We start from the raw sequence: 26845 nt of genomic DNA on the forward strand, positions 1-26845 counted from the left end.
GGAGCCGCAGGCCTCTGGCCTGCGGCTCCCATCGTTGTCAGGAAGTTGTGCGTTGTCAGGAAGTCTTGCCCACCGACTCGAGGACGATCCGGCCCACTCCCTCGGACCCAGCGGGCAGCGGGTGGTACGGAAGCGCTTGCCCCGGAGCGGGCAGAATCCCCGCGATCCACGCCTGCGAGCCCGCGCAGATGCCGTTGCCGAGGGATTGGGAGTACACGTCCACCAGTTGGGCGCCGCCCTGGGCGGCCGCCGAGGCGAGCTGCGCGTTGAGCCTGCGCTCGATGGTGTCGAGCCACGCGGAGTCCCCGCCGGTGACTGCGCCGAGCTCCCCGCATTTCACGCCGGAGGTGAAGATCCTCGGGTAGTTGACCATCAGTATTTTCGCCTTCGGGGCGCGCTGGTGGATCGCCTGGAAGATTTGGACGAGGCTGGCCCGCACCGCGTCGAGGTCGTCCTGCATGCCCTGGGCCGAGAGCACCGGGCGCTGCTCGCCGCCATGGTCCGCGCAGGGCGTGCCGATGCCGAGCGCGTCGGTGAGGCCGAGCGCGTTGCAGACCAGCACCGCGTCGAGGAACAGGCCCCCGTCGTCCCCGCCCGCCGTGAGCGTGACCAGATCCGTGTCCGAGGTGACCGCGTCGAGCTGCGTGTTCAGCACGTCCGTCGTGCTCGCTCCCGAGCAGGAGACGTCGACGTACGAGTCGTCGTCCCGGCTGGCCCCGAGGCCGTCCGCCACGACCGCCGGGTAGTTGTGCGCGGACCGGTTGCACGGCCCGACGTCCACGAACGGGCCTTGGCCCGCCGCAGAGGCGTAGGAGTCGCCGAGCGCCACGTATTTATGGACGCGCGGGGCCGCCGACGCGGGGCTGAGCGACAACGACGAGACAACCAGCGCCGCGCACGTGGCGACCGGCATGGCGCGTCGGATCTTCGACAGGAAACGCATGAGGACTGAGCCTAGTCAATGAACCTGTCAACATGCTGCTCCGCGACAGTGTGATTGATCTCTCGCGGAGGCGGCCGCCCTAGGCCGACGGAGGGTCGACGGGCTAGGCGGATGAGATGCAAGGCGGCAGGCGACGACGCGTACGGACACGGCGAGGAACGAGCGATAGTACGCGAGGAGCCGACAACGCAGCAGATCGCCGTCCTAGGCCGACGGAGGGTCGGCGGGGAGGACGTGGTGGCCCTTCTTGTCGCACGAGAGGGCCAGCGAGCTGATGTAGCGCACTTCCCCGTCGGGCCCGGGCAACGCCGACGCGATCATGTCGGGGCGCTCGAACTCCATTTCCGTGACGTGGCAGTAGAGCAAGTCCCCGGAGGGGTTGCCGTGCTCGTCGAACATGGGCAGGTCGATGCCGTCGTGCTCGCGGCGCAGGTAGTGGCGCCCGCCCGTGGCGAGGGCGATAACCGGCGGCAGCACCAGCGCGAGGGCCGCGGCGACCAGCGGCGAGTACGGCTGGACGGCAGAGCCGAGCAGGCCGAAGTACGCGAGGATCGAGACGCCCGCGGCGATGATCATGGACCCGAAGCCCACCGGGCAGAAGTCGTAGAGCATCCCCCGGCGGAACTCCGGGACTTTCGGGGAGATCTTGAGCAGGTATTTGTTGATCGCGATGTCCGAGGCCACGGTCACGATCCAGGCGATGCCGCAGTTGGCGTAGAAGCTCAGGATGTTGTTCAGGAACTCGAACATGTTCGCCTCCATGAACACCAAGGCGATGCCGACGTTGAGCATCACGAAGAGCAGGCGGCCAGGGTAGTGCTTGGTGACCCTGGTGAACGAGTTCGTCCAGGCCAACGAGCCCGAGTAGGCGTTGGTCACGTTGATCTTGATCTGGCTGATCACCACGAGCACGACGGCGAGCGGCAGCGCGAGCCAGGCCAGCCAGGAGGGCATCATGTTCTGGTAGATCGCCAGGAACTGCTGGATCGGCTGCCCCGCGTCCTTGACGCTCCTGCCGAGCGAGACGATCAGGTAGACCGCGAGGAAGAGGCCGACGACCTGCTTGATCGCGCCGAAGACGACCCAGCCCGGCCCGGCCAACAGCACCGCAGACCACCACTTGCGGCTGTTCTCCGGGGTTTTCGGGGGCATGAACCGCAGATAGTCGACCTGCTCGGCGATCTGGGCGATGAGCGAGAGGCACACGCCCGCCGCGAGCATCGACCCGGCGAAGCTCACCCCGACGTGCGCCGGGTGCCCGTCCTTGTCGGTGCCCCCGTACGCGAAGAACGCGGACACCGACTCCGGGTGGCGCCACAGCAGGTAGCCGAACGGGGCCACCATGAGCACGAGCCACAGCGGCGTCGTCCAGACCTGCAGCGTCGAGAGCACTTTCATCCCGTAGACCACCAGCGGGATGATCAGCAGCGACGAGAGCAGGTAGCCGATCCACAGCGGGATGTGCAGGCCCAGTTCGAGCCCCTGGGCCATGATCGAGCCTTCGAGCGCGAAGAAGATGAAGGTGAACGTCGCGAAGATGATGTTGGTGACGACGCTGCCGTAGTAGCCGAAGCCGCTGCCCCTGGTCACCAGGTCGAGGTCGATGTTGTAGCGGGCGCTGTAGTAGGCGATCGGCAGGCCGGTGAGCATGATGACCGCCGCGAAGATCGCGATGCCGATCAGGGCGTTGCCGGTGCCGTGGCTGATCCCGATGCTCGCGCCGATGGCGAAGTCCGCGAGATAGGCGATGCCGCCGAGCGCGGAGATCGCGACCGTCCACACCCCCCAGCGCCGGTAGCTGCGCGGCGCGAACCGCAGCGTGTAGTCCTCAAGCGTCTCATGCGCTTTTGACTTCGCCCCGGAGCCCGCGGGCTCGGTCAGGGCTTCATTCGGACCGGTCGTGGGCAGCGTTGCCGTCACTGTCGGCTCCTCTCGGCTCGTCCCCCATCGCCCCAAGTAACGCATTTTCGCGTTTCGGCAATGTTTCCGAGGCGTTTGGCAAGTGAAAATCTCGGCCGGCGGCGAAAAAGACTGCGCGCTAGTCGAACAACGCCGACCGCTTCGCGAGCCCGTGCCAGAAGCCGTCGACGACGGTGCGGCCCCGAGCGTCCGAGGCGGAGCCCAACGCGACGAACAGCGGCGCGAAGTGCTCGGTGCGCGGATGCGCGAGCCGGGCGGCGGGCGCCTTGCGCTGGAAGTCCAAGAGCGCGTCCACCTCGCCCGCCGCGAGCTGCTGCGCCGTCCAGTCGTCGAACTCGCGGGACCACGACGGCGGCGCGGAGTCCGGCTCGGAGGCCAGGCTCGTCAGGCTCAAGTTGTGCGTGGTGAACCCGCTGCCGACGATGAGCACGCCCTGCTCGCGCAGCGGCGCGAGCGCGCGGCCGACCTCGAACAGCCGCCACGGGTCGAGCGCGGGCATCGACAGCTGCAGCACTGGCACGTCCGCCGCCGGGTACATCTCCTTCAGCGGCACGTACGCGCCGTGGTCGAGCCCCCGCTCGGGCTCCTCGCGGACCTCGCCGCCGAGCAGCTTGCGCACCGACTCGGCGAGCGCGGGCGCGCCGGGCGCCTCGTAGACGACCTCGTAATAGCGCTGCGGGAAGCCCCAGAAGTCGTAGACCAAAGGCTTGGTCTCAACAGCCCCGAGTGTGATCGGCGCGGCCTCCCAGTGCGCCGAGACCATGAGCACCGCCTCCGGGCGGGGCAAGGACGCGGACAGGCGGGCGAGCTCATCGGTCCACGTCGCGTCGTCGGCGAGCGGAGGAGCGCCGTGGCTCAAGAACAGTGCGGGGATCACTCTCCCGAACGTACCAAAAAAGAGCGGTCCGCGCCGCTCAATGCCCTGCCGGGACGAGGGGCTGCCCACGCTCCGCCGCAGGCGCCCCCGAGCGCCGGTAGCAGACCGACGCGAGCACGCCGAAGGCGAGCACCACGGCGCAGAGCAACATCGACTGGCCCATCGCCGAGGAGAACCCCGGGCGCAAGGACGCGGGCAGCGCGCCCACGAGCTCCCCTGCCCCGCCCGTCCCCCGCTTGGGCAGTTTGTCTGCGACCAGCGCCTGCATGAGCGCGCCGACGGAGGCGGAGCCGAGCACGGCCCCGACCATTCGGGCGGTGTTGTACACCCCGGCCCCGGAGCCCGCGTCGCGATGGGGCAGGTTCCGCGTCGCGGCGGCGCTGATCGGCGAGTACGTCGCCGCGACCCCGACCCCGACCAAAGCCATCGGCGCCATGAGCGCCCATTGGCCCGCGTCCGCCTTCGCGACGGCGGCGAACCAGCAGACCCCCGCGCCGAGCGCGGCGCAGCCGAAGCCGATCACGTCCCTCGGGTGGAGCCGGTCCGAGAGCCTGCCCGCCACCGGGGCCAGCAGGCCCGAGACCAATGCCATGGGCGTCGTCGTCACTGCGGCGTGGACAGCCGAGAACCCGAGCGCTATCTGCAGATACAACATGACGGGCAGCATGAATCCGCTCATCATGAAGGAGACGGTCGCGATCACGACGGTGGAGACCGAGAAATTCCGGTCGTGGAACAGCCCCAACGGCATGAGCGGGGCCCGGCGGCTCTTGCCCTCCCAGACCGCGAAGCCCGCCAGCAGCGCGGCCCCGGCGAGAACCAGCCCCCACGGCCGCTGGTCCCACGACCAGCGCTCGCCCTCCTGCAGTCCCAAGACCAGGCAGAAGAGCCCGAGCCCGGACAGCGCCACCCCGACGAAGTCAAACGGGAGGCGGCGCGTCGGCAGTGGCGGGAGCAGCCACAACGCCAGCCCGAGCGCCACCGCGCCGACGGGGACGTTGACGAAGAAAATCCACTGCCAGCCCAGCGTGTCCACGATCAGGCCGCCCGCCAACGGGCCGAACAATGTCGCGACGCCCGCTGTCGCGCCCCATGCGCCGAGCGCGGCCCCTAGCTTCGCGCTCGGGAAGACCCTGGTGATGACCGCCATGGTCTGCGGGGTCATGAGCGCGCTGCCGAGGCCTTGGACCGCGCGGGCCGCGATGAGCATGCCCGCCGTGCCGGAGAGGCCGCACCACGCCGAAGCCGCCGTGAAGACCACCAGCCCCGCGATGTAGACCCGTCCGGGCCCGAACCGGTCGCCGAGCCTGCCCGAGACCAGCAGCGGCACCGCGCCCGCCAGCAGGTACGCGCTCGTGACCCAGACAATGGAGCCCAGGTCCGCCCGCAGATCGGCCATGATCGACCGCTGCGCCACCGACACGATGGTGACGTCCACGAGGATCATGAAGAAGCCGATGCAGAGCGCGACCAGCGCGAGCCACGGGCTCGGCTCGCGCCCGCCGGAGCCCGCGCGCACCGGTGTCACACGACCTGGTTCGCGAACGGCTCGCCGCGCTGCAGCCGCCTGCAGTTCTCGACCGCCGTCGCGAGCATCCGTGAGTTGGTCTGCTCGGTCAGCCACGTCAAATGCGACGTCACCACCACGTTGCGCAAGCCGAGCAGCGGATTCTGCGGATCGACCGGCTCTTGCTCGAAGACGTCGAGGCCCGCGGCTGCGAGGTGGCCGGACTCCAACGCCGCCAGGAGCGCCGCCTCGTCGACGATCGAGCCCCGCGCCGTGTTGACGAACACCGCCCCCGGCCGCATCCGCGCGAACGCCGCCTCGTCGAACAACTTGCGGGTGTTGGGGGTCCCCGGCAGGTGCAGGGAGATCACGTCGGACTCGGCGAGCAGGTCGTCGAAGCCGCGCCAATCCTCGGAGCCGTCCGGCTTCGTCGAGGTGTGCACCACCTTGGCCCGCATCGCGAGCAGCACCTGCTCGATCCGCTTGGCGATGTCGCCGTAGCCGACCAGGCCGACGGTCAGCCCCGCGATCTCCCGCGAGCGCTCCAAATAGGCGATGTCTTTCATCCACAGCCCGGCGCGCGTGCGCCGGTCCTGCTCGGGAAGCGCCCGGATCGCGGCGAGCATGAGCATCACTGCGCCCTCCGCGACCGCAGGCGCGTTCACCCCGGGCATGTTCGCCACGCGGATGCCCCGCTCGCGCGCGGCGGCCAGGTCGATCGTGTCGACCCCGACGCCGAATTTCTGCACCAGCTTGAGGTTGGGGGCTTGGTCGAAATCGGCCGCGCCGAGCGGGCGAAGCCCGTGCCAGATCACGTTGGCCTGCGACAACGCCTCCGTGCGACGCTCCTCGTCCCGCTTCGGGAAGACCACCTCGAGCCAGTGCCGCTCGTCCTGCGCCGAAGCGACCAGCCCCGCTGAAGCCGCGAAATCTCCGAGCACCGTGACACTTGCGCCTGTTGTTCCTGCCATGGCGGCAAGCGTAGACTCCGCGAGCGATGATGGTTGCGGAAGACTCGTCCGTCCCGTGGGCGCGGCGTTGGCAGGTGTGGGCCCTCGCCCTCGCGCTCGCCGCCGTCGCCACGGTGGGCGGCCTCGCGTTGGCGGGCAGGGACCAGCCCGCCCCTGCGAAGCCGACGGCGCACATCGGGAGCTTGGCGAAACTCCCCGACGAGGAGTTCATGAACCTCCTGCCCGCCCGCGCCGACTTCTCGAAAAACTTGAAGGGTTTTCTGGCGCTGACCGCCGAGCAGCTGCGCGAGCATCCCGAGCCCGCGCTGCCCGTCGACCCGCCCCACTGCGATCCGACCGCCCCGCTGCGCGGACCAAGCATTCTCGGCGAAGTGCGGACCGACTCCGTCGCGGCCGCCGTGAACGCCGCGACGGCGTACACCGTCGGCGTGGCCCGCGAGCGGCCGGACGAGAACCTCGTCACGGCGCTCGACACCTGGTTGCAGGGCTGCCCGGAGGCGGCATTGCCGTCCGCGTCCAACGACCGGGAGACCCGGCTGCGAAAAGTCATCATGGAACGGCTGCCCGCCCCGAGCATCGGCGCGGACCGCGCCATCTCGTACGTCATCACGGTCGTCGACGCGCCGGGCGGCGGCGCGGACGACGTGCTCTATCCGCCGCAGACGCACGTCATGACGTTGGCGATGGTCCGGGGGGTCGCCCTGTACTGCCTGGCGAGGAACACCAGCCCCGAGGCCGACGCGGACGACAACGAGCGGCTGCTCTCGAAGTGGGTCCAGCGCATTCGGACGTACTGACCGGCGCGCCCGTCACGCCAGCCTGCCGACGCGCCAGCCGCCGTCGCCCAGCAGCTCAAGCACGCTCGTGTGCCATTGGTCGAGCGTGCCGCGATGCCCGACGCTGACCAGCGCCGCATCCGGCAGCTCGGCCCGCAACAACGCGTACAGCCTGCGCTCCCACTCCTCGTCGAGCGCGGAAGTCGCCTCGTCGAGGAAGACCACGCTCGGCCGGAGCAGCAGCGCCCGCGCGAACGAGAGCCGCTGCTGCTCGCCCGGGGACAACACCGCCGACCAGTGCGCGGCCTCGTCCAGCCTGCCCGCGAGCCGCTCCAAGCCGACCAGCGCCAGCACGTGCGCGAGCCGGGAGTCGGGGGCCGCCGCCTCGCTCGGGTAGGACAGGACGTCCCGCAAATCGCCGAGCGGGAGATACGGGGCCTGCGGCAGGAACAACGCCCCCTCGGGCTTCGCGTTCGTCCCCGACGCGTAGGGCCACAAGCCTGCGACCGCCCGCAAGAGGGTCGTCTTGCCGCAGCCCGACCTGCCTTTCACCAACAGCGAGTCGCCCGGCTCCAACCGCACGTCCAGATCCGAGACCAACGCGCCGCCCGAGGGGTCGCGCACCGTCATGCCGTCGACCACGAGGCCGGACCGGGCCTCCCGCGCCTCGGCCCTCGGCAACGCGCGCGAGCGCTCGTCGCTCGAAAAGAGCTCGTCCACGCGCAGCAGGGCGGCGGACATCTGCGTGAACTCCTCGTAGTTCACCCGGAAGTACTCCAGCGCGCCGCACAGCTGCCCGAACGCGGTGTGGCTCTGGAACAGCTCGCCCGTGCCCAGCTGCCCGGCGAACACCCGAGGCCCCTGCACGAGGAAGGTCAGCATCCCGCTCGTCACGTTCCCGAGCGAGCTGTTCCATCCGGTCAGCCGCAGCTCCCTGCCGATGATCTGCCACTGGTTCGCCACGATCCCGGAGAACTCCGACCCCAGCCTGGCCCGCTCCGCCCGCTCGCCCCGGAAGAACGCCACCTGCTCCGCCGCGTCCCGCAGCCGCACCAACGCGTACCGGTACCGCGCGCCGAGGCCCTCGCCCACGAAGTTCAGCCGCACCAGCGGATAGCCGATCCAGAACGCGCCGAGCGACACCACCAGCGCGAACGCGTACGCGATGACGACCATGTACGGCACGGAGAACACGAACACCCGGACCCTCGGCGAGAGGTCCCAGAGCACCTGGGAGAACGAGACCGCGAGCAGCAGCGACTTCACCGCCCCGACCGTCAGCTTGGTCGTCTTCGTGGTGATGGTCTCGACGTCCATCTGGATCCGCTGGTCCGGATTGTCGACCGCGTCCGCCAAGAAACGGTTCCGGTAGAACGCCTCGCCCCGGAACCAGTCCTCGACCAGCCGGTCGTTGAGCCAGATCCGCCAGCGCAGCGCGAACACCCGCTGCACATACAGGTCCAGGACGGCGGTCAGCGCGGTGAGCACCACCAAGACCGCGCTGACCGCGAACGAGAACCAGAACTCGCGTCGCGCCTCGTCGAGCTTCCCCGCGTCGTGCAGCGCCAGAGCCTCCGCCGCCGCCTGCACCGCGTTCAGCAGATCGCGGAATTGGTACGAGAACACCACCGCGACCCTGGTCCCGGCGACGGCCACGAGCAGCATCAGCCCCAAGAGCCCCAACGCCTTGGCGCGCGTGCGCTCGGCGAAGAAAAAGCCGCCGCAGGTCCGGGCCAGCCGCCCGCCCCACGGCGTCGCGACCGCCAACAACCAGAAGAACAACGCGAACAGCAGCGCGACGAGCACCCACGTCTCGCAGACCCAGACGACGGACCGTCCCGTCTCATGCGACCAATCGGTGGCGGGTTGGGACATTGCACGGCTCCTCTCGTTCTTGGCGCACATCACCGTCCCACATATCACCGTCCCATGGCACAATAGGAGACATTGTGACCACTCCCCCAACGTTCTCCCCGACCGAGGAAATCTCGGCCCTCCGTGTCGAGATCGACGAGCTCGACGACACGATCCTCGAAGCCATCAAGCGCCGCACCGCGCTTTCCCGGCGGATCGGCCAAGTCCGCATGTCCCAGGGCCAGCCGAGGACGGTGCACTCGCGGGAGATCGAGGTGCTCTCCCGGTTCAACGAGCTCGGCGTCGAGGAAGGCCAGCAGCTCGGCATGCTGCTGCTCCAGCTCGGCCGTGGAAAACCAGGAGTTCCCGTCCAATGAGGAGAGAAACGCAGCGATGACGATCACGCAGAGCGCCGAATGGTCCCGCCTCGCCGAACACGCGAAACTGTTCGGCGAGACGCACTTGCGGGAGATCTTCGCCGAAGACCCCGAGCGAGGCTCGGAGCTCGTCGTTGCCGTCGGCGATCTGCGGATCGACTACAGCAAGCACCGCGCCACCCGTGAGACGCTCGCGCTGCTCCAGGACCTCGCCTCGGCGGCGGGAGTGGCCGAGCGGCGCGACGCGATGTTCTCCGGGGACAAGATCAACACCACCGAGGGCCGCTCCGTGCTGCACACCGCGCTGCGCGCCCCGAAGGGGGCCTCGATCACCGTCGACGGCGAAAACGTGGTCGCGCAGGTCCACGAGGTGCTCGACAGGATGGGCGCGTTCACCGACTCGCTGCGCGACGGGACCTGGCGCGGGGCGACCGGAGAGCGCATCTCCACCGTCGTCAACATCGGCATCGGCGGCTCCGACCTCGGGCCCGCGATGGTCGACCTGGCATTGCGCCACTACGCGGACAGCGGGATCTCCGCCCGTTTCGTCTCCAATGTGGACCCCACCGACCTCATCGCGAACCTCGAAGGCCTCGACCCCGCCCGAACGCTCTTCATCGTCGCGTCGAAGACCTTCACCACGCTGGAGACCCTGACCAACGCCCAAGCCGCGAGGGGCTGGCTCCTGTCCGAGCTCGGGGCGGGCCCGGAGGCGGTGGCGAAGCACTTCGTCGCGCTCTCCACGAACACCAAGGGCGTCGTCGAGTTCGGGATCGACCCGAAGAACATGTTCGAGTTCTGGGACTGGGTCGGCGGGCGCTACTCGGTGTGGTCCGCCATCGGGCTGTCCGTCATGGCGGTCATCGGCAAAGAGCGTTTCGCCGAGTTCCTCGCGGGCGCGCGGGCGGTGGACGAGCACTTCCTGAACACCCCGCCGGAGCAGAACGCGCCGTTCATCCTCGGCCTGCTCGGCGTGTGGTACTCGAACTTCCACGACGCGCAGTCCCGCGCCGTCCTCCCCTACTCGCAGGACCTGCGCCGGTTCCCCGCGTACTTGCAGCAGCTCACCATGGAGTCCAACGGCAAATCCACCACGCTCGCGGGCGGGCAGGTCGGCTACAACACCGGCGAGATCTTCTGGGGCGAGCCAGGCACGAACGGCCAGCACGCCTTCTACCAGCTGCTGCACCAGGGCACCCGGCTGATCCCGTCCGATTTCATCGCGTTCGCCAACCCGACCGAGAACCTGCCGAGCACGCTGACCGCCTCAGACGGCACCCCGGCGACCGTGCACGACCTGCTCATCTCCAACTTCCTCGCCCAGTCGAAGGTGCTCGCGTTCGGCAAAACCCTTGACGAGATCCTCGCCGAGGGCGTCGCGCCGGAGATCGCGCCGCACAAGGTCATGCCCGGCAACCGGCCGAGCACCTCGATCTTCGCGCCGAAGCTCACCCCGAGCGTCCTCGGCCAGCTCATCGCCCTCTACGAGCACCAGGTGTTCGTCGAAGGCGCGGTCTGGGGGATCAACTCCTTCGACCAGTGGGGCGTGGAGCTCGGCAAAACCCAGGCGAAAGCACTGGTCGAGCCCCTCGTCGCGAAAGCGCCGAAGCCGGTGGACGACTCGTCGACGCAAGCGCTGCTCGACTGGTACCGGGCGAACCGAGGGTGAAAGCCGAGATCGGGCAGGGAGCACTCCGAGGCTTCCAAGACGGCGAGCTGGTGCGCTTCTACGGTGTGCCGTACGCGCAACCCCCGGTCGGCGACCTGCGCTTCCGCGACCCCCTGCCCCCCGAGCCTTGGGCGGGCGAGTTCGACGCGTCCGCGTTCGGGCCGCCCTGCCCGCAGCCGAAGAACCCGCTCCCGCCGAAAGGCCCGGCCCCCTCCGAGGACTGCCTGCGCCTGAACATCGTCGCCCGAGCCGAGCCCGGCGCGGGCAGGCCCGTCCTCGTGTTCTTCCACGGCGGCCTCAACCTCTTCGGCGACGGCTCCTACATCTCGGGCGGCGGCTCCCTGCCCCGGCGGCACGACGTGGTCCTTGTGTCCGCCAACTTCCGGCTCGGCCCCTTCGGCTACACCCACTTCGGCGAGTTCGGCTCCTCGAAACGGCCGTTCGACACGAACCTGGGGCTGAAAGACCAGATCGCCGTCCTCTCCTGGGTCAAGGAGAACATCGCGGCCTTCGGCGGGGACCCCGGCAACGTCACCATCTGGGGGCAGTCCGCAGGCGCGAACGCGGTCCTGTCGCTCATGTCGGCCCCCAATGCCGGAGGGCTGTTCCACCGGGCCATCGCCCAGAGCCCGCCAGCGGGCACGATCCTCGACCCCGAGGACGGCGAGCTGTACGCGCGATGGTTCCTCGAAGCGCTCGGCGCCCGGCCGAGCGAGGCGCAGCTCGCCCTCACCAGGGCGACCGCCGACGAGCTCGTCGCGGCGATGGCCAAGCTGGGCAAACTGGTCGGCGAGCGCAGGCCGGGAGCCCGCCATCTCGCCCCGGTCGTGGACGGCGAGGCATTGCCCCGGCGGGTCGTCGACGCGTTCGCGGGCGGCCACGCGCACCGGGTCCCGCTGATCATCGGCACCAACAAGGACGACGTGATCGTGCAGCCGAAATGGGGCGGACTGGCCCACGAGGCGCGCGACCTCGTCGCGGCGGTCACCGCGCAGGACCCGGCAAGGGCGGCGCGGATCCAGGACTTCTTCCCGAACCTGCCTGCGCGCAAAGCCGCGATCCCGTTCAACGGGGATCTGCGCTACTGGGTCCCCGCCCTCGCCGTGGCCGAGGGCCACAGCGCGTTCGCGCCCACCTACATGTACCGCTACGACTGGTCGAGCAGGCTCTCCCGGCTGCTCGGCTTCGGGGCCACCCACACGATCGAGCTCCTGTCCTGCTTCGACGAGCTCGCGTCCTTCCGGTCGGTCTTCCTCGCCCTCAGCGGGGCCAAAGAGCGCGCGAGCCTGTCACAGGCGACCGAGCACCTGCAACGGCATTGGCTCGCGTTCGCCAAAGACGGCGAGCCCGGCGGGAGCTGGCCGCAGTACCGGCCCGAGGACCGGCAGACGCTGGTCTTGCACGCGGAGGAGCGGGTGGAGTCCGACCCGTGGCCCGGGCGGCGGAGGTTCTGGACGGGCTTCGACATCTCCGGCTTCAACCACAAGGCCTCACTTCAAGAGGCGTGACATCCGCCGATCCGCCAACACTTGTCCCCCGGTCTGGCATGTCGGGCACTGCGCTGGTCTGGACACTCCGGGCCTCGTCCCTCGTCCCTGCGCGTCCTGGGCATTGCCCTCTTCACTTCAACAAACGTGACATTCTTCGATCCGCCAGCACTTGTCCCCCGGTCTGGCATGTCGGGCAATACTGCCAACTGCGGTCGGCGAAGGACACCTCGCGGATAGCGTCCCCGCACACCGGACACGGCTCGCCGGTCCTGCCGTGCACCCGCAAGCCCTCGCGTTTCTCCGCCTTCAACAGCGCGGCCTCCTGGCCAACGGCGCGCTCGGTCGCCTCGACGAGCACCTGGCGCAGCGCTCGGTGCAACCGAGGGACGTCGGTCTTGTTCGCGGGCGAGAACGGGGAGAGCTTCGCGGTGTGCAGGATCTCGTCGGAGTACGCGTTCCCGATCCCCGCGATCAGATGCTGGTCGATCAGCACGTTCTTGATCCTCGCCGTGGTGCCCGCCAACACCTCGGCGAGCCCGGCCTCGTCGAGCGCCAGCGCGTCCGGGCCGAGCTTGGCCACACTCGGCACTTCGGCCTCGTCGCGCACCACCCACACGGCCAGCCGCTTCTGCGTCCCCGCCTCGGTGAGCTCGAAGCCTTCCCCTTCCCCGCCGCACCCGACTCGCAGCGCGAGCGGCCCCTTTCCAGGCTTCGGCGGGCGGTCCGGCATGCCGTGCGTCCAGCGCAGCCAGCCCGCGCGGGACAGATGGATCACCAACCGCAGCCCGCCGCACCGTATGATGAGATGTTTACCGGCTCGACTGACATCTTCGACCTGCTGGCCGACGAGTTCACTGATCGGCGGCACTGCTGTTTTGAGCACCGAGAAGGCGCAGACGTCCACTCTTCGGACTGCTGTCCCGACTGCTCGGTCGGCGAGGAAATTCGCGAGGGCTTGCACCTCGGGAAGCTCAGGCACAACATCAGTATGCCGAATGGACGAGAGAGAGGCTCCAGGTGACCGACGAAGAGTTCGCGGCACGGCTCGCGCATGACACGGGCCAGCTGCTGCTCGCGGTCAACGGCACGAGCCTGCTCTCCGGCCACGACCTCGGGGACGCGGGCGACTCCCTCGCCCAGGAGTTCATCGCCCAGGCCCTCGCGATCCACCGCCCGCACGACGCGGTGCTCTCGGAGGAGGCCAGAGACGAAGCGTCGCGGCTGACCGCGAAGCGCGTGTGGATCGTGGACCCGTTGGACGGGACGAGCGAATTCCGCCGCCGGGGCGACGACTGGGCGGTGCACATCGCGCTGGTCGAGAACGGGGTCCCGACGGCCTCCGCCGTGGCGCTGCCCCCGCGCGGATCCGTGTTCCGGTCCGACCAGGTGGGCAAGGCGGACGGCCCGCTCACCGGGTCCATAGTCGTCAGCCGGGGCCGCACCCCGTGGGAGGCGCTGCTCGTCGCCAAAAAACTCGGGATGGCGCTCGACCCGGTGAACTCGGCGGGCGTGAAAGCGATGGCCGTGGTCGAAGGCCGCGCCGACGCGTACGTGCACTCCGGCGGCCAGCACCAGTGGGACTCGGCCGCCCCGGTGGGAGTCGCGCTGGCCGCAGGACTGTGGTGCTCCCGGCTGTCTGGCGCGCCGCTCGTCTACAACACTCGCAGCACATACCTGCCGGACCTGGTGATCTGCCGCATGGAGGTCAAGGACGACATCCTCGCGGCGCTGCAGGCGCTGCGTCGCTGACACGAGGCGACACGTCTCCGGACCCGCTTCCTCGTGCTCGTAGAGTGAGGCTGTGCTCGGCACCGATATCGCCACCACACCGCTCACCGCCGCTTCCGCGCTCGCCGCGTGGCGTCTCGACGTGCCTGTGCTCGTCGTGGCCATCGCGCTCGGCCTCGGCTATTGGCGCTCCGCGCGGGGCGGCGGCACGGCCAGGCTGCGGGTCGCGAGTTTCTTCTGCGGCCTCGCCGTCTGGGTCGGGACAGCGGCCAGCTTCCTCGGCGTCTACGCGGACTCCCTGTTCTGGGTTCGCTCGCTGCAGTTCACGCTGTTGCTCTTCCTCGTGCCGTTCCTCCTCGCGCTCGGCACACCGCTCGCCGTGCTGCGCGGCGGTCTCGGCGAAGCCGGAAGGGCGCGTTTCGACGCGGCGTTGTCCTCCGCGCCTGCCCGATTCCTCACGTACCCCCTCACCACCGCGATCGCAATCCTGGCCCTCCCCTGGCTCGTCTTCACGACGCCGTGGTACTCCGCGCTCCTTGAGCGCCGGACGGTGGACGAGGCGACCGGGCTCCTGGTCGTCCTGATCGGGTTCGGCTATTTCTACTCGCGGCTGCAGGCGGATCCCACCCCGAAGAAATACCCCCAACTCGTCACGTTGCTGCTCACCGTCACCGAGGTCGTCGGCGACGGGGCACTCGGCCTCGTGCTCGCGATGGGGGACATCGTCGCCTCGGAGCACTACGCCGCGCGCGCGTGGGGCCCGTCGCTGCGGATGGACCAGGTGGTCGGGGCCGGTGTCCTGTGGATTCTCGGCGATGTGCTCGGCATTCCGTTCATCCTCGCGGTGATGCGCTCTTTCCGCGTGGAAGAGCGCGTGATCGAGGAGCAGACAGACGCCGCATTGGACCGGATCGAGGCGGCCCAGGTCGAAGGCGCCGCGTTGCCCGAAGCGACGGGACAGCTCGAAGCCACGGGCCCGCAAGCGGCCTCTGGCCTCTGGTGGGAAAACGACCCGCAGCTGCGAGACAGGTTCCGCCGCTAAGGGACTCTGTTACTACGGGACTCTGTTACTACGGGACTCTGTGGTCTTCCCTCGCGATGAGCACGGGGCACGGGGAGTGGTACACCATCGCTTGGCTGGTGGAGCCGAGGAAGGTCGACGCGAGCTCGCTGCGGCCCCTGGTCCCGACGACCACGAGCTGGGCGCCCTTCGCCAGTTCGAGCAGCCACCGCGTCGGCCGGGCGCACGAGACGACCTTGCGCACCCGCACCTCGGGGTACTTCTCGTGCCAGAAACCGATCTTCTCGGAGAGCATCTTCTCCTCCGCCTCGCCCATTTTCTCCCAGTCCATCGGGAGCGGGTACGCGTAGACGCTCGCCGAGACCGCCAGGTGGTCCGTCCACGCATGCGCGGCGACCAGCTCCGCGCCGCGCCACGCCGCCTCGTCGAACGCCAACTCGACCGCGAGGTCGCTCGACGGCGAGGAGTCCACGCCGACGAGCACCGGGGCCTCGGCGGCCAGGGCGGGCACCTCCCCCCGGATCACCGCGACCGGGCAATGCGCCCGATGCAGCACGCCGACCGCGTTCGAGCCGATCAGCGCTCCCCGCAGCGCGCCTTTCCCGCTCGACCCCAGCACGATCATCCGCGCGTCCCGAGAGGCCTCCGAGAGCCCGGCGACCGGGCTCAGGCTCTCGACGCGCAGCTCGACGGGCAGATCCGGGTACTGCTCTCGGACCTTGTCCCTGGCGTCTTCGAGGAGCCGCTCGCCGTCTGCCTCGATGCTCCACACCAAAGACCCGTCGAAATCCACGCCCGCGCTCGAGGCGAACGCGGGGAAATCGACCGAATGGACGAGCAGCAGCGGCAACCGCAGCCGCCAAGCCTGGTCCGCCCCCCACATGAGCGCCCGGTCCGCGGCCCGAGAGCCGTCCACACCGACCACGACAGGGGTTCTCATGGGGTCGTTCATGGTGCACACTCCTTAGCGCCGACCAGGAAGCCGAAGAAACGTGATCATGTCCGACACGCGAAGCAAAACATGATTCACATCACAAACAAGTGTAGCCCTCGGCCCCGCCGCCCGCAAGGACGAATCCGACCCCGGTCACCGCGCCAGGTTTCGTGTGCGAGGATATGCGCATGGCCAGCCTTGAAGACCTGTACGCAAACATCCCCACCGCGCAGATCGCGCAGCAGCTCGGAGTCGATGAGACCACCGCGCAGAACGCCATCCAGTCCGTCCTTCCGCAGCTGCTCGGCGGCCTGCACGAGACCGCTCAGGACCCGGAGAAAGAGGCGACGCTCAACGCCGCCGTCGAAGAGCCGGGCGCCGACGCAGCCGACGGCCACGCCCTGGTGAACAGCCTCTTCGGCAGCGACCACGAACAGGTCGCATCGGCCCTTTCCTCGGGGAACGGCGGCGTGGACAGCGGCTTGGTCCAGAAGCTCCTGCCGCTGCTGGTGCCGGTCGTTATCGCCTACCTCAGCAAGAACGCCGGGGGCGGCTCCGCACAGTCCAACACGGGCGGCGGCCTTGTCGGCGAGCTGCTCGGCGGCATCTTGGGCGGCGCGGGCGGACAGTCCGGCGCGGGCGGCGCGCTCGGCAGCATCCTTGGCAGCGTCCTCGGCGGAGGGAGCGCCCCCGCTCCCCAGCAGCAGCCGCAGCAACCGCAGCAGGAAAGCGGCGGCGGCCTCCTCGGGCAGGTTTTGGGCGGGTTGTTCAACCGGAAGAAGTGATTCGGCGCAGGATGGCCCGAACCGGGCCATCCTGCCCTGGACCACGCCCGGAGAGGCCACCCGAAGGAGACCCATGACGAACCCTTACCCAGGCGGCGAGCCGCCGAGGTGGCAGGAACCTCAGCGGTCGCACCCCCGGTCCGGGCAGTATCCGCAGGGCGCGCCTTACCAGCAGCCTTTCCCGCACGAACAGCCCCCGTTCCGCCCCGCCCCGAAGAAGCGCTCCCGCGCCTGGGTCTATGTCTCCATCGCGGTGTCGCTCCTCGTCGTGATCAGCGTGGGCACGTTCTTGCTGATCCGCGTCGGCCTGGACAGGCCCGCGAACGCCGTCGCGACGAACTCTGCGGGCAAGCAGGGCTCGGCCCCCTCGAAGTCCACGCCACCGCCGCCACCGCCCGAGCCGGGCCGCAGCAGGCCGGGGCCGAACACTCCGCCGGGCTGGCAATCGGTCGGGTCTCCCAGCGGCCTCGACTACGACGTGCCCGGGGACTGGACCGTGCAGAAGCCGAAAATGGTCCTTTCCTGGCAAAAGCCCTGCTCGAACGGACCCGCGCCCTCCTGCGCCATCCGGTCGCTGCTCAACACCTCCACCCGTCCCCATCCCCCGCAGGACGGCTGCACGGACGGCAATGTGTCCGCCGCCGCCGGATTCCTCTCGCCGAGCCCCACCGAGATCGCGGAGGCCGAGCGCCAGACCATCGCCGACGCGTTGGAGGCGGAGGCCAAGCGCGTCCCGGACCTCTACACCGACTGGGGCCACGACGCGGCCGTCCCGCCGCCCCCGCCGCCGCCGATCACCAGGTCGGAGGTGCGCCAGTTCAAAATCGACGGCGCGGACGCGCTGCAAGCGAGCTTCACGGCGACCGGGATGAACACCAGCGTGAACTGCAACCCGCCGAGCGGCGTCTACACCGTCGTCGCCACGACGAACACGGCGGGCAAGGTCGTCACGTTCGCGGTCCAGCTCGACCAGGGCTACCCACAGGCCCCCGACCCGGCGGTCGCGCAAAAAATCATCGACACGCTCCGCGTCGAGAAGCACTAGCCCGCAACGCCGAGCGATGGGCCGGAGGATCCAGGTCGATGAGATCCAAGGCGGCAGGCGACGACGCGTACGTGCAAGAGCGAGGAACGAGCGCTGGTACGCGAGGAGCCGACAACGCAGGAGATCGCGACCTGGGCCTTCGGCTAGCCCCGGCGGGGGGCGGCGAACCTTTCAGCCCGCAAAAGCTGGACGCTCGGCAAATCCAGCGGTCCGAGTTCTTCCTTCGGCACGCCGAGCGCGCGGGCCAGCAGCAAATCGGCGAGCTCCGGGTTGCGCGCGAGGACCGGGCCGTGCATATACGTGGCGAGCACCGAGCCCTGCGCCGCGCCATCCACCGGTTCGCCCGCCGCGTTGCCGTCGCCCGCCTTCACCTTGCCCAAGGGCTGGGCCCCAGGTCCGAGCACGGTCGCCCCGCCGTGGTTCTCGAATCCGGTTATCTGCTCCGTGAGCCCGTCGACCAGCGGCTTCACCACCACTTCGCCGATGCTGCGCACCCCGGGGCGGCCATACGTCGTGACATCGAGCAAGCCGACGCCTGCGGCCTTCGTCCCGTCCGACAATTCGTACCACTCCCCGAGGATCTGCAGCGCCGCGCAGATGGCGAGCACCGGCGCGCCCTTCGCGACCGCGCGCTGCAGCCCCTGATGCGCCAAGAGGTGCTCCGTCGCGAGCCGCTGCGCCGCGTCTTCGGCTCCGCCGAGCGTGTACACGTCGAGGCTGTCGGGCACCGGGTCGTCCAGCGTGATGGTCACGATCTCGGCGGGGATCCCGCGCATCTGCGCGCGCTGGGCCAGCACGGTCGCGTTGCCGCTGTCTCCGTACGTGCCCATCACGTCGGGCAGGACCAGCCCGACGCGCAAGACCCCCCGGCGGGGCTCAGGCATGCGCGAGCTCCCGGCCTTCGGCCTCTGCCGCCCATTTCTCGTAGCAGCGTTTGAGGTCCATGAACGCCGTGTAGTTGGCGAGCAGGTCCACCCGTCCCGCGGGAAGCGCGGCGAGCGCGTCGAACGGGTTGCGGCAGAGCTCGTGCGCCACTCCGGCGTAGTCCAATCGCACCGAGAGGTCGGCCGCCCGCTCGCCGGAGACCACGACCCGCTTGCCCCGCAGCTGCTCGAACGGGACGTCCCACAGCCAGGACAAGTCGCCGCCGTCCGCCACCCTGCCGTTGACCGAGATCACGACCGAGCCCGCCTCGACCATGTTCAGCGACTCCTGCCAGCCCGCGGGGTTCTTCGCGAGCAGTTTGCGCACCGCGCGCCCGGCGACGTCGTGCACCCCGTAGCGGCCCCCGACCTCGCGGACTTCCTCGATCGCCGCGAGCGCGCTCGCCGGGTCCGCGCCCAGCGCCACAGCCGCCGCGACCGCCTCGGCGGCGTTGCCCCGGTTCACCGCGCCCGGCAGGCCGAGGCGCATCGGCGCCCGGAAACCGCCGGGCCCGCGCAGCTCGTCCTCGCCCAGGAGCCACTGGGGATCTGGCTTCACGAAGTCGCCCGTGGCGCTCGACCACCGCTCCCCGACCCTGCCGATCCGCGTCCCCGTCCGGGGGCAGCTCACCGAGTCGCCCTGCCAGCTGCCGCCCGCAGCCACCCACACCACGTGCGGGGAGTCGTAGGCGACCGAGGTCACGAGCACGTCGTCGCAGTTCGCGACGACGACGGTCTCCGGCAGCTCGGCGAGCCCGCTGCGCAGGCTCCGCTCGACATTGCCGATCTCGCCGACACGGTCGAGCTGGTCCCGGCTCAAGTTCAACAGCACAACGACGGCGGGCCGGACGGCTTTGGCCACCGCGGCGAAGTGCAGCTCGTCGACTTCGAGCACCGCGTAGGGGGCCTTGCGGCCGCAGGCGAGCGCGGAGACGAGCCCGGCGTCCATGTTGGAGCCCTGGGAGTTCGTCGCGACTTCCCCGAGCCCGGCGAAGGCGGAGACGATCATCCGCGTGGTGGTTGATTTCCCGTTCGTCCCGGTCACCAGCACCGTGCGCTTGCCTGCGGCGAGCTGGGCGAGGATGGACGGGGCGACGCGCTTGGTGATGCGCCCGCCGATCACGGAGCCTTCGCCTCGTCCGGCCTTCCGCGAAGCCCATGCGGCAGCGGAGCCGAGGGCGAGAGCGGCGCGGCCTCGGACGGTAAGGCCTTTGCAGGGCTGCTGACCTACAGTCACGGCAGTGACTGTACCAGGAACTGGCCGACGCTCCGGCCAGTTGCGCGCAATCTCGATCTCACTTTTCGTTCAACGCGGTCAGGAGCCGTCTTGTTCCTGTTTTCCGCGTTCTTCCTCCGCGCGCTGCGCGCGGAGGATTTCTTTCCCGATCCGGCGCTGCTCCTCGGCGCGCTCCCGGCATTTGCGCAGGAACTCCTCGTCCGCGGCGGGATCTTGGGGCACGAGCCTGCCGGGCCGGTCGTACTCGGAGTAGCGGGCCCGAGGGCGCTGCGCCGCGTTCCACCGCAGCGGCGGGCGGCCGATCACGAGCCACAGGGCCGAGCCGACCAGCGGCATGATCAGGATGATGAAAATCCAGAGCAGCTTCGGCAGATGGCGCACTTCCGCGTCGTCCCTGGTGATCGCGTCCGCCAGGCAGAACACCAAAAGCGCAAGCGTCACCAGGCTCAGCAACCCGTACGGCATACCGCCCCCTCGCTCTCCAGCCCCAGAAGGAAACTTTCTGGGACTGGAGAGCGATCTTAGCCGCTCAGCCCTGGACTCCGACGGGGCGGTCGCCGATGACCGAGATCCGCTCCATCACGCGCCGGTTGGGGAAATAGTCGCTCACCGCGTAATGCTGGCAGGCGCGGTTGTCCCACATGGCGATCGTGTTCTTGGCCCAGCGCAGCCGCACCTGGAACTCCGGGCGGTTCATATGCCGGTAGAGCGTCTCGAGCAGCTCGGCGGACTCGGACTCGTCCATCCCGAGGATCCGCTCGGTGAAGACGCGGTTGACGAAGAGCACCCGGCGACCGGTCTCCGGGATCACTCGGACCACGGGGTGGTTCGCGACCGGGAACTGCGGCCGCAGCGCGGCGATCTGCTCCTGCGACATGGAGAGGCCGAAGCTGCTGGCCCAGTCGTGCTCGGCGACGAGGCCGTCGATTTTCTCCTTCATCTCGTCGGAGAGCACGTCGTAGGCCGCCCCGGTGTCGGCCCACAGGGTGTCGCCGCCCAGCGCGGGGACCTCGACCGCGCGCAAGATCGCCGCGAATGAGGGCGCGACCCGCCAGGTGACGTCGTTGTGCCAGAGGTTCTCCACGCCTGCTTTCGTGGCGTCTTTCGCCAACGCGACGACGTCGACGTCCCCGCTGTCGCCGATGATGTTCGCGAAGGGATGCTGCTCCAAGCCGCCCCAGAGCGCGGCGAAGTCGCGGTGCTCTTCCCGGCGGATGTCCTGGTCCCGGAAGAAGAGCACTTTCCACTCCAACAGGGCCCGGCGCAGCTCGGCGAGGACTTCCGGGGACAACTCCCCGCTCAGTCGGACGCCCGAGATTTCCGCGCCGATGATCGGGGACACGGGGGCGAGCTCGAAGAGCGTGTACGGCTGGCGTTGCGCGTCGGCCAGGACGCGGTCCCCCAACAGGGGGCCGGGGGGCATATTGCGGAAACGGGCCGGAACGGTGGGAGCGGACATAGTTTTCTCCTTCTTGTCTTACTTGGCGGCCGTGTCGATGGACAGGGCCGATGGCGCGGCGAACGCCGCGGATGCGGCTTCGACCAGGTCTGCGATGAAGTCGTCGGTGTGGTCGAACCCCTCGCGGCGGGCTTCCCAGCCCGCGAGGGAGACCACGACCATGGAGAGCACGAAAAACGCCCGTCGGGACGCGAGCGGCTGCGGGAGCCCGCCCGCCGCGACGAGCCCGTCCTGCGCCGCGCGGTAGCTGCCGGTGCGGATGTGGCCCGCGACCATCGAGCCCAGCTGCGGGTCGAGGAAGGCTTGCGCCAGGAAACGCGCGTACCGGCTGCCCTTGTCGTCCCGGACCGCCTGAGCCAGGGGCAGGACGAGGGCCTCGATCCACTGCCGGGGCGCGGCCTCGGCGGGGTCGAGCGCCTCGACCATCCGCCAACGGCGCTCGTTGATCGGGCCCATCCGGGCCTCGACGACTGCGGCGATGAGGCCGTCCCGGCTGCCGAAGTGGTATTGGGCGGCGTTCTTGTTGAGCTGGCCCGCGGCGGTCTGCACTTCGCGGAGGGACATCGCGCCGAGCCCGCGCTCGGCCACGATGGCCTCCGCCGCGTCGATCATCGCCATCCGGGAGTCTGCTTTTGCCATGCCCCCAATCTAAGGCATGTTCCTTAAAAAATCAAGGCGTGCGCCTTAAATCTCGCTGAGAATCCCCACCGGCCCTCCGGCCTCGGCCTTCTCGATCCTGATCGGGACGTTCTTGTGCCACGGCGTGCCCGCGAACGCGTCACGACGACCGACCGAAGTCAGCTCGTTGAGCGCGACGCCGCGACGCACCGCGTTCCCGCCCTCGTCGACGGTGTCAAGGCCGAGGCCGTTCGGCAGGGACATATGCCCCGCCTGCATCATGTCGCTCACCTCCACCATGGCTTCGGCGCTGCCCCGCTCGGCGACCACCCGCACCAGGCTCCCGCTCGCCACGCCGAGCCGCTCGGCGTCCTGCGGGCTCATCCGCAACGCGCCGTCCCCGTCCCGCCGCCGCCAATCCGGGTTCCGGATGATCGTGTTGGCGGTGAAGGAGCGCCGCTCCCCCGCGGAGAGGGTGAACGGGAACTCCTCGCTCGTGAAGACGGCCTTCTGCCCGCGCAGCCCGTCGAGCTCCGCCAAAAGCTCCGGGATGTGCACGGTGAACCGCCGGTCGCGCCTGCGCACATAGCGCCAGACGTCCTCCCATCGGTCGTCGGTGAACACGACGCCCGAAGGCCGCGACAGGAGCGCCGCGAAAAGCTTCTCCCCCGGTTCGAGGCCCGTGCCCGCGAACCCGGCACGGCGCACGCCGTCGGGATTCGCGAACGCGCAGAGGTGCGCCGCGCCCCACAGGAACGCGACATGGGCGGCGCCGTCGGGCATGCCCGGGCCGAGCGCCTCGTAGAGGAGGTACGGGACCAAAGCCGCCAATGCGGGCTTCGCCGCCAGTGTGGCGAAGAAGGCCATCCGGAACACGTCGTGGTCGTCTTGCTCGGCCCGTTTCAGCCGCTCGACCAGCGCGCGGTCCACGAGGCCCGTCGCCCGGATGACCTCGGCGTAGATCTGCGACTCCGGCCTCGTCCCCGGCAGCGGGCTCAGCACCGGCGGACGGACCTGTGCCGCGTTGCGCGGGAACTCCACGTTGAAGAAAGAGACGTCCCACTTCTCGAACTGGCTGTTCGCCGGGAGGACGTAGTCCGCGTGGCGCGCCGTCTCGGTGAACGCGACGTCGACGACCACCGACAGGTCGAGCTCGCGCATCGCCTCGCGGAAGCCTGCCGAGTCCACGAGCGAGTGCGCGGGATTGGAGCTGTCCACCCACATCGCCCGGAACCGGTCGGGGTGGTCGGTGCGGATCTCCTCCACGATGGAGTTGCAGGGCACGAGCCCCGCGATGATCCGCGCGCCGGTCACCGGGGTCCGGCGCGCCCCGCCGCCCCCGCTCGGGCCGATCCCCGCCTTCGGGCCGAAGGCGGGGACCACTGTGGCCAGCCCGAGCCTCGACAGCCGCGCCGCGAGGGGCCGGGCGAGCCGGGATCGCGCCGCGAACGGCACGGCCCGAGCCACGGCCTCGGCGGCGAGTGCCGCCGACCGGACGACGAGCTTCTGCGCGGCCCGCTTGGCCGGAGACGGCTTTTTTCGCGACGAAGCGTTCGACCCGCCGCCCGCGATCGGCGCGAGGCTCGAATGCAGGTACATCGCGCCAGGCTTGCCGAAGTTGCCCGTGAGGACCCAGAGCAGCTTGTTGAGGTACGAGCACAACGTGCTGTTCGGCGACTGCTGGACCCCGAGGTCTTCGTAGGTGGCAGCCGTCTTCGCGGCGGCGAACCTGCGCGTGGCCGCCCGGATCAGCTGCTCGTCCACCCCGCATTCCTCGGCGAAGCCCGCGACCGGAATATCGGCAAGCGCGGCGAGGACCGGCTCGACCTCGACGGCGTGCTGGTCGAGGAAAACCCGGTCGACCAGGTCTTCTTGCACGAGCACGCCGAGCATGGCGGCGAGGCACCACGCGTCCGAGCCCGGGCGCACCTGCAGATGGAAATCGGCGAGCTCGGCGGTCTCCGTGCGCCTCGGGTCGATGACGATGATGCTGCGCCCCGGATCGGCGGCGATGGCTTTGAGCGTCGGGCGCGTCCTCGGGAAGCTGTGCGACTGCCACGGGTTCTTGCCGACGAAGACGATCACTTCGCTGTGCTCGAAGTCCCCCTTCGTGTGCCCGCCGGAGATCTTGCCGTCCACCCACATCTCGCCGCTCTTCTCCTGCCCGAGCGCGTTCGAGTAATACCTCGCCCCGAGGACGGACATGAGCGATTTGAGGTAGGCGCCGTTCGAGTGGGCGCCCTGCCCGCCGCCGCCGTAGAAGAAGATCTTGTCCCCGCCGTGCTCCTCGCGGACCTTGAGCAGCTTGGCCGCGATCTCGGCGACCGCCACGTCCCAGCCGATCTCCTCGTAACCGCCGTCCGGCGTGCGGCGCAGCGGGGTTTCGAGCCGCCTGCCGTTCTGATAGAAGTCCAGCCGCAGCGGCTTCTCGCAGGTGTATCCCGCCGAGCTGGGGTGGGCCTTGTCGCCCCGGATCTTCGCGAACCGCCTGCCGTCGGTCTGGATCTCCAGGCCGCAGTTGCATTCGCACAAGATGCACGCGGATTTCTTCCAATCGCCGACCGACGGCCCGGCCTGATCGCTGTCCTGCGCCATGGTTCTGCCCTTCCTCGGGAATATGTCCTACAGCATAGGGCATATTCCCGAGGAGTCTATGGCGCAGCCCACATTCGGGGCAGGCGGAAGATCAGCGGACGGCGCGGTTGACGGCGGAGACCACCGCTCGCAGCGAGGCGGTGGTGATCGACGTGGCGACCCCGACCCCCCACACCGTCGCGCCGTCCACCCGGCATTCGACATATGCGACGGCCTGGGCGTCCGTGCCCGAGGTCAGCGCGTGCTCGGAGTAGTCCAGCACCGAGACCTCGACCCCGAGCCCGGACAAAGCGTTCGCGAACGCGTCGAGCGGGCCGTTGCCCGAGCCCTTGATCTCCCGCTCGGCCCCGTGGAACTTCACGACGGCGGTGAGCTGGTCCACGCCGTCGTCGGTCGAGGCCGCCTGGATGTCCTGGCTCATCCGCTCCAGCGGGCGCTCGAACCGGAAGTACTCCTCGACGAACAGGTCCCACAGCTCCTTCGAGGTCAGCTCGCCGCCCTCGGAGTCCGCGACCGCCTGCACCGCGCGGGAGAACTCGACCTGCAGCCGCCTCGGCAACGCCATGCCGTGGTCGTGCTTGAGGATGTACGCCACCCCGCCCTTGCCGGACTGGGAGTTCACCCGGATCACCGCCTCGTAGTTGCGGCCGACGTCCTTCGGGTCGATCGGGAGGTAGGGCACCTCCCACAGCGCGTCCGCGACCGCGATCCCCTGCGCGGCGGCCGAGGCGGCCAGCGCGTCCATGCCCTTGTTGATGGCGTCCTGGTGGCTGCCGGAGAACGCGGTGTACACCAGGTCGCCGCCGTAGGGGTGGCGCTCCGGCACGGGCATCTGGTTGCAGTACTCCACCGTGCGGCGGATCGAGTCGATGTCCGAGAAATCGATCTGCGGGTCGACGCCCTGGGTGAGCAGGTTCAGCCCCAACGTCACCAGGCACACGTTGCCGGTGCGCTCGCCGTTGCCGAACAGGCATCCCTCGATCCGGTCCGCTCCGGCCAGGTACCCGAACTCGGCGGCCGCGACGCCCTCGCCCCGGTCGTTGTGCGGATGCACGGACAGAATGATCGAGTCGCGCCGCGCGAGGTTGCGGTGCATCCATTCGATGGAGTCCGCGTAGACGTTCGGGGCGGCCATCTCCACGGTCGCGGGCAGGTTCAAGATGATCGGGCTCTGCGGGGTCGGGTCGATCACCTCGACCACCGCGTCGCAGATCTCCTTGGCGAAGGACAGCTCGGTGCCGGTGTAGGACTCGGGCGAGTACTGGAAGCGCCAGTTGGTGTCCGGGTACTTCTTCGCCTCTTCGAGCACCAGCCGCGCCGCGTCGGTCGCGATCTTCACGATCGCGGGCTTGTCCGCCTTGAACACGACCCGGCGCTGCAGGACCGAAGTCGAGTTGTAGAAGTGCACGATCACGTTCTTCGCGCCCGCGCACGCCTCGAACGTCCGCGGCATCAGGTCGGCGCGGCACTGCACGAGCACCTGGATCGTCACGTCGTCCGGGATCGCGCCGTCCTCGACGATCTCGCGAAGGAAGTCGTAGTCCGTCTGGCTCGCGGCGGGGAAGCCGACCTCGATCTCCTTGTACCCCATCGCCACCAGCAGGTCGAACATGCGGCGCTTTCGGGCGGGGCTCATCGGGTCGACCAGCGCCTGGTTCCCGTCGCGCAGGTCGACCGCGCACCACAGCGGAGCCCGCTCGAAGTCCTTGTCCGGCCACGTGCGGTCGGGCAGGCTGATCCGCTCGACCTCGGCGGCGAAGCCGCGGTACCGGTGCACCGGCATCGCCGATCCGCGCTGCGGGTTGAAAGCGGGCTGGCCCGCCGAGCGGGGCCCGTCGGGAGTGGTCGCGGGCCGGGGCGAATACTGCGCGTCTGCCGAGCGCGCGGGGGTGGTCGTCATAATGTGCTCTCCAAATAGCGGTTTCGAAGCTGAATCTTCAACGGTGCTCGATCTGCACGCATGCGGCGCGATCGTTCGCAGCTGTGCTCATACGCAGAAATAATAGGTTCGGCGACCAGCGCGGAATCCCCGTGCCAGGCAGCTGGTCAGCTAGGGAGTGTTTCCCGAAAACCTGGCACGGCGGAGAAGGAGGAGCGCGCGCGACATCTTCTCCAC

The 26845-nt window shown here is 69.4% G+C and carries 23 protein-coding genes; 8 read left to right on the forward strand and 15 right to left on the reverse strand.

What is annotated here, in order from left to right; all coding sequences use genetic code 11:
* Positions 1-55: 55 nt before the first annotated feature.
* From ACRC20_RS10380 to ACRC20_RS10400, 5 genes are all read right to left on the reverse strand, one after another.
* Positions 56-943 (reverse strand): SGNH/GDSL hydrolase family protein, encoded by an 888-nt coding sequence (locus ACRC20_RS10380; protein ID WP_438686300.1) that lies wholly within the window; start codon positions 941-943, stop codon positions 56-58.
* 204 nt (positions 944-1147) lie between these two features.
* Positions 1148-2863 (reverse strand): purine-cytosine permease family protein, encoded by a 1716-nt coding sequence (locus ACRC20_RS10385; protein WP_438686301.1) that lies wholly within the window; start codon positions 2861-2863, stop codon positions 1148-1150.
* Between the two features lie 118 nt (positions 2864-2981).
* Positions 2982-3737: a dioxygenase family protein gene (locus tag ACRC20_RS10390; RefSeq protein ID WP_438686385.1), complete on the reverse strand. Its 756-nt coding sequence runs from the start codon at positions 3735-3737 to the stop codon at positions 2982-2984.
* Between the two features lie 40 nt (positions 3738-3777).
* Positions 3778-5268 carry an MFS transporter gene (locus ACRC20_RS10395; protein WP_438686302.1) on the reverse strand — a complete coding sequence of 497 codons (1491 nt, stop codon included), beginning with the start codon at positions 5266-5268 and terminating at the stop codon, positions 3778-3780.
* Positions 5265-6218: a 2-hydroxyacid dehydrogenase gene (locus ACRC20_RS10400; RefSeq protein ID WP_438686303.1), complete on the reverse strand. Its 954-nt coding sequence runs from the start codon at positions 6216-6218 to the stop codon at positions 5265-5267. Before ACRC20_RS10400 ends, ACRC20_RS10395 begins: the two co-directional genes overlap by 4 nt.
* A 26-nt stretch (positions 6219-6244) precedes the next feature.
* Between ACRC20_RS10400 and ACRC20_RS10405 the strand changes: the two genes are divergently transcribed.
* Positions 6245-7015, forward strand: coding sequence for a hypothetical protein (locus ACRC20_RS10405; protein ID WP_438686304.1), 771 nt, complete (start codon positions 6245-6247; stop codon positions 7013-7015).
* A gap of 12 nt (positions 7016-7027) precedes the next feature.
* Here the strand turns inward: ACRC20_RS10405 and ACRC20_RS10410 are convergent, their stop codons facing one another.
* Entirely contained in the window at positions 7028-8869 is a 1842-nt protein-coding gene (locus ACRC20_RS10410; protein ID WP_438686305.1) for an ABC transporter ATP-binding protein/permease, read from the reverse strand.
* A gap of 74 nt (positions 8870-8943) precedes the next feature.
* Between ACRC20_RS10410 and ACRC20_RS10415 the strand changes: the two genes are divergently transcribed.
* Genes ACRC20_RS10415 through ACRC20_RS10425 form a run of 3 tightly spaced genes read left to right on the forward strand, consistent with a single transcriptional unit; the run spans position 8944 to position 12402 of the window.
* The gene (locus ACRC20_RS10415; protein WP_438686306.1) at positions 8944-9225 is read left to right on the forward strand and encodes a chorismate mutase; all 282 of its coding nucleotides are present in this window, start codon (positions 8944-8946) and stop codon (positions 9223-9225) included.
* Between the two features lie 16 nt (positions 9226-9241).
* Complete coding sequence (gene pgi / locus ACRC20_RS10420) at positions 9242-10894, forward strand: glucose-6-phosphate isomerase (protein WP_438686307.1); 1653 nt, start codon at positions 9242-9244, stop codon at positions 10892-10894.
* Positions 10891-12402, forward strand: coding sequence for a carboxylesterase/lipase family protein (locus ACRC20_RS10425; protein ID WP_438686308.1), 1512 nt, complete (start codon positions 10891-10893; stop codon positions 12400-12402). Before pgi ends, ACRC20_RS10425 begins: the two co-directional genes overlap by 4 nt.
* A 112-nt stretch (positions 12403-12514) precedes the next feature.
* Here the strand turns inward: ACRC20_RS10425 and ACRC20_RS10430 are convergent, their stop codons facing one another.
* A complete protein-coding gene (locus ACRC20_RS10430) occupies positions 12515-13363 on the reverse strand; it encodes an Fpg/Nei family DNA glycosylase (RefSeq protein WP_438686309.1) in 849 nt (282 codons plus the stop codon).
* 38 nt (positions 13364-13401) lie between these two features.
* On the opposite strand from ACRC20_RS10430, the gene ACRC20_RS10435 reads away from it, so the two are divergent.
* Together ACRC20_RS10435 and ACRC20_RS10440 are read left to right on the forward strand one after the other, a co-directional pair.
* Positions 13402-14133, forward strand: a complete 732-nt coding sequence (locus ACRC20_RS10435; protein ID WP_438686310.1) for a 3'(2'),5'-bisphosphate nucleotidase CysQ — start codon at positions 13402-13404, stop codon at positions 14131-14133.
* Between the two features lie 52 nt (positions 14134-14185).
* Positions 14186-15154: a cytochrome c oxidase assembly protein gene (locus ACRC20_RS10440; protein ID WP_438686311.1), complete on the forward strand. Its 969-nt coding sequence runs from the start codon at positions 14186-14188 to the stop codon at positions 15152-15154.
* Between the two features lie 28 nt (positions 15155-15182).
* On the opposite strand, the gene ACRC20_RS10445 is transcribed toward ACRC20_RS10440, so the two are convergent.
* Positions 15183-16085 (reverse strand): universal stress protein, encoded by a 903-nt coding sequence (locus ACRC20_RS10445; RefSeq protein WP_438686312.1) that lies wholly within the window; start codon positions 16083-16085, stop codon positions 15183-15185.
* A gap of 170 nt (positions 16086-16255) precedes the next feature.
* On the opposite strand from ACRC20_RS10445, the gene ACRC20_RS10450 reads away from it, so the two are divergent.
* Both ACRC20_RS10450 and ACRC20_RS10455 read left to right on the forward strand, forming a co-directional pair.
* Positions 16256-16852 carry a DUF937 domain-containing protein gene (locus tag ACRC20_RS10450; protein ID WP_438686313.1) on the forward strand — a complete coding sequence of 199 codons (597 nt, stop codon included), beginning with the start codon at positions 16256-16258 and terminating at the stop codon, positions 16850-16852.
* Positions 16853-16925: 73 nt separating this feature from the next.
* Positions 16926-17897 (forward strand): hypothetical protein, encoded by a 972-nt coding sequence (locus tag ACRC20_RS10455; RefSeq protein ID WP_438686314.1) that lies wholly within the window; start codon positions 16926-16928, stop codon positions 17895-17897.
* A 143-nt stretch (positions 17898-18040) separates the two neighbouring features.
* On the opposite strand, the gene ACRC20_RS10460 is transcribed toward ACRC20_RS10455, so the two are convergent.
* From ACRC20_RS10460 to leuA, 7 genes are all read right to left on the reverse strand, one after another.
* On the reverse strand, positions 18041-18781 hold the full coding sequence (locus ACRC20_RS10460; RefSeq protein ID WP_438686315.1) for a type 1 glutamine amidotransferase: 741 nt from the start codon (positions 18779-18781) through the stop codon (positions 18041-18043).
* A complete protein-coding gene (locus ACRC20_RS10465; protein WP_438686316.1) occupies positions 18774-20057 on the reverse strand; it encodes a MurT ligase domain-containing protein in 1284 nt (427 codons plus the stop codon). Before ACRC20_RS10465 ends, ACRC20_RS10460 begins: the two co-directional genes overlap by 8 nt.
* Positions 20058-20135: 78 nt before the next feature.
* A complete protein-coding gene (locus ACRC20_RS10470) occupies positions 20136-20522 on the reverse strand; it encodes a PLD nuclease N-terminal domain-containing protein (protein WP_438686317.1) in 387 nt (128 codons plus the stop codon).
* 64 nt (positions 20523-20586) lie between these two features.
* Positions 20587-21516 (reverse strand): TauD/TfdA dioxygenase family protein, encoded by a 930-nt coding sequence (locus ACRC20_RS10475; protein ID WP_438686318.1) that lies wholly within the window; start codon positions 21514-21516, stop codon positions 20587-20589.
* 18 nt (positions 21517-21534) lie between these two features.
* Positions 21535-22155 (reverse strand): TetR/AcrR family transcriptional regulator, encoded by a 621-nt coding sequence (locus tag ACRC20_RS10480; protein ID WP_438686319.1) that lies wholly within the window; start codon positions 22153-22155, stop codon positions 21535-21537.
* Positions 22156-22200: 45 nt separating this feature from the next.
* Positions 22201-24729, reverse strand: a complete 2529-nt coding sequence (locus tag ACRC20_RS10485; protein WP_438686320.1) for a molybdopterin-dependent oxidoreductase — start codon at positions 24727-24729, stop codon at positions 22201-22203.
* A 91-nt stretch (positions 24730-24820) separates the two neighbouring features.
* Positions 24821-26629, reverse strand: coding sequence for a 2-isopropylmalate synthase (gene leuA, locus ACRC20_RS10490; RefSeq protein ID WP_438686321.1), 1809 nt, complete (start codon positions 26627-26629; stop codon positions 24821-24823).
* Positions 26630-26845 lie beyond the last annotated feature (216 nt).

It is taken from the genome of Segniliparus sp., from assembly GCF_051660745.1.
Lineage (GTDB): Bacteria > Actinomycetota > Actinomycetes > Mycobacteriales > Mycobacteriaceae > Segniliparus.

Bases quoted from the DNA above. Each gene is read 5' to 3' on its own strand.
- ACRC20_RS10400 (WP_438686303.1), bottom strand. From the start codon at position 6,218: ATGGCAGGAACAACAGGCGCAAGTGTCACGGTGCTCGGAGATTTCGCG.
- ACRC20_RS10455 (WP_438686314.1), top strand. From the start codon at position 16,926: ATGACGAACCCTTACCCAGGCGGCGAGCCGCCGAGGTGGCAGGAACCT.
- ACRC20_RS10475 (WP_438686318.1), bottom strand. From the start codon at position 21,516: ATGTCCGCTCCCACCGTTCCGGCCCGTTTCCGCAATATGCCCCCCGGC.
- ACRC20_RS10445 (WP_438686312.1), bottom strand. From the start codon at position 16,085: ATGAACGACCCCATGAGAACCCCTGTCGTGGTCGGTGTGGACGGCTCT.
- ACRC20_RS10485 (WP_438686320.1), bottom strand. From the start codon at position 24,729: ATGGCGCAGGACAGCGATCAGGCCGGGCCGTCGGTCGGCGATTGGAAG.
- ACRC20_RS10470 (WP_438686317.1), bottom strand. From the start codon at position 20,522: ATGCCGTACGGGTTGCTGAGCCTGGTGACGCTTGCGCTTTTGGTGTTC.
- ACRC20_RS10410 (WP_438686305.1), bottom strand. From the start codon at position 8,869: ATGTCCCAACCCGCCACCGATTGGTCGCATGAGACGGGACGGTCCGTC.
- ACRC20_RS10480 (WP_438686319.1), bottom strand. From the start codon at position 22,155: ATGGCAAAAGCAGACTCCCGGATGGCGATGATCGACGCGGCGGAGGCC.
- ACRC20_RS10450 (WP_438686313.1), top strand. From the start codon at position 16,256: ATGGCCAGCCTTGAAGACCTGTACGCAAACATCCCCACCGCGCAGATC.
- ACRC20_RS10405 (WP_438686304.1), top strand. From the start codon at position 6,245: ATGATGGTTGCGGAAGACTCGTCCGTCCCGTGGGCGCGGCGTTGGCAG.
- ACRC20_RS10380 (WP_438686300.1), bottom strand. From the start codon at position 943: ATGCGTTTCCTGTCGAAGATCCGACGCGCCATGCCGGTCGCCACGTGC.
- leuA (WP_438686321.1), bottom strand. From the start codon at position 26,629: ATGACGACCACCCCCGCGCGCTCGGCAGACGCGCAGTATTCGCCCCGG.
- ACRC20_RS10460 (WP_438686315.1), bottom strand. From the start codon at position 18,781: ATGCCTGAGCCCCGCCGGGGGGTCTTGCGCGTCGGGCTGGTCCTGCCC.
- pgi (WP_438686307.1), top strand. From the start codon at position 9,242: ATGACGATCACGCAGAGCGCCGAATGGTCCCGCCTCGCCGAACACGCG.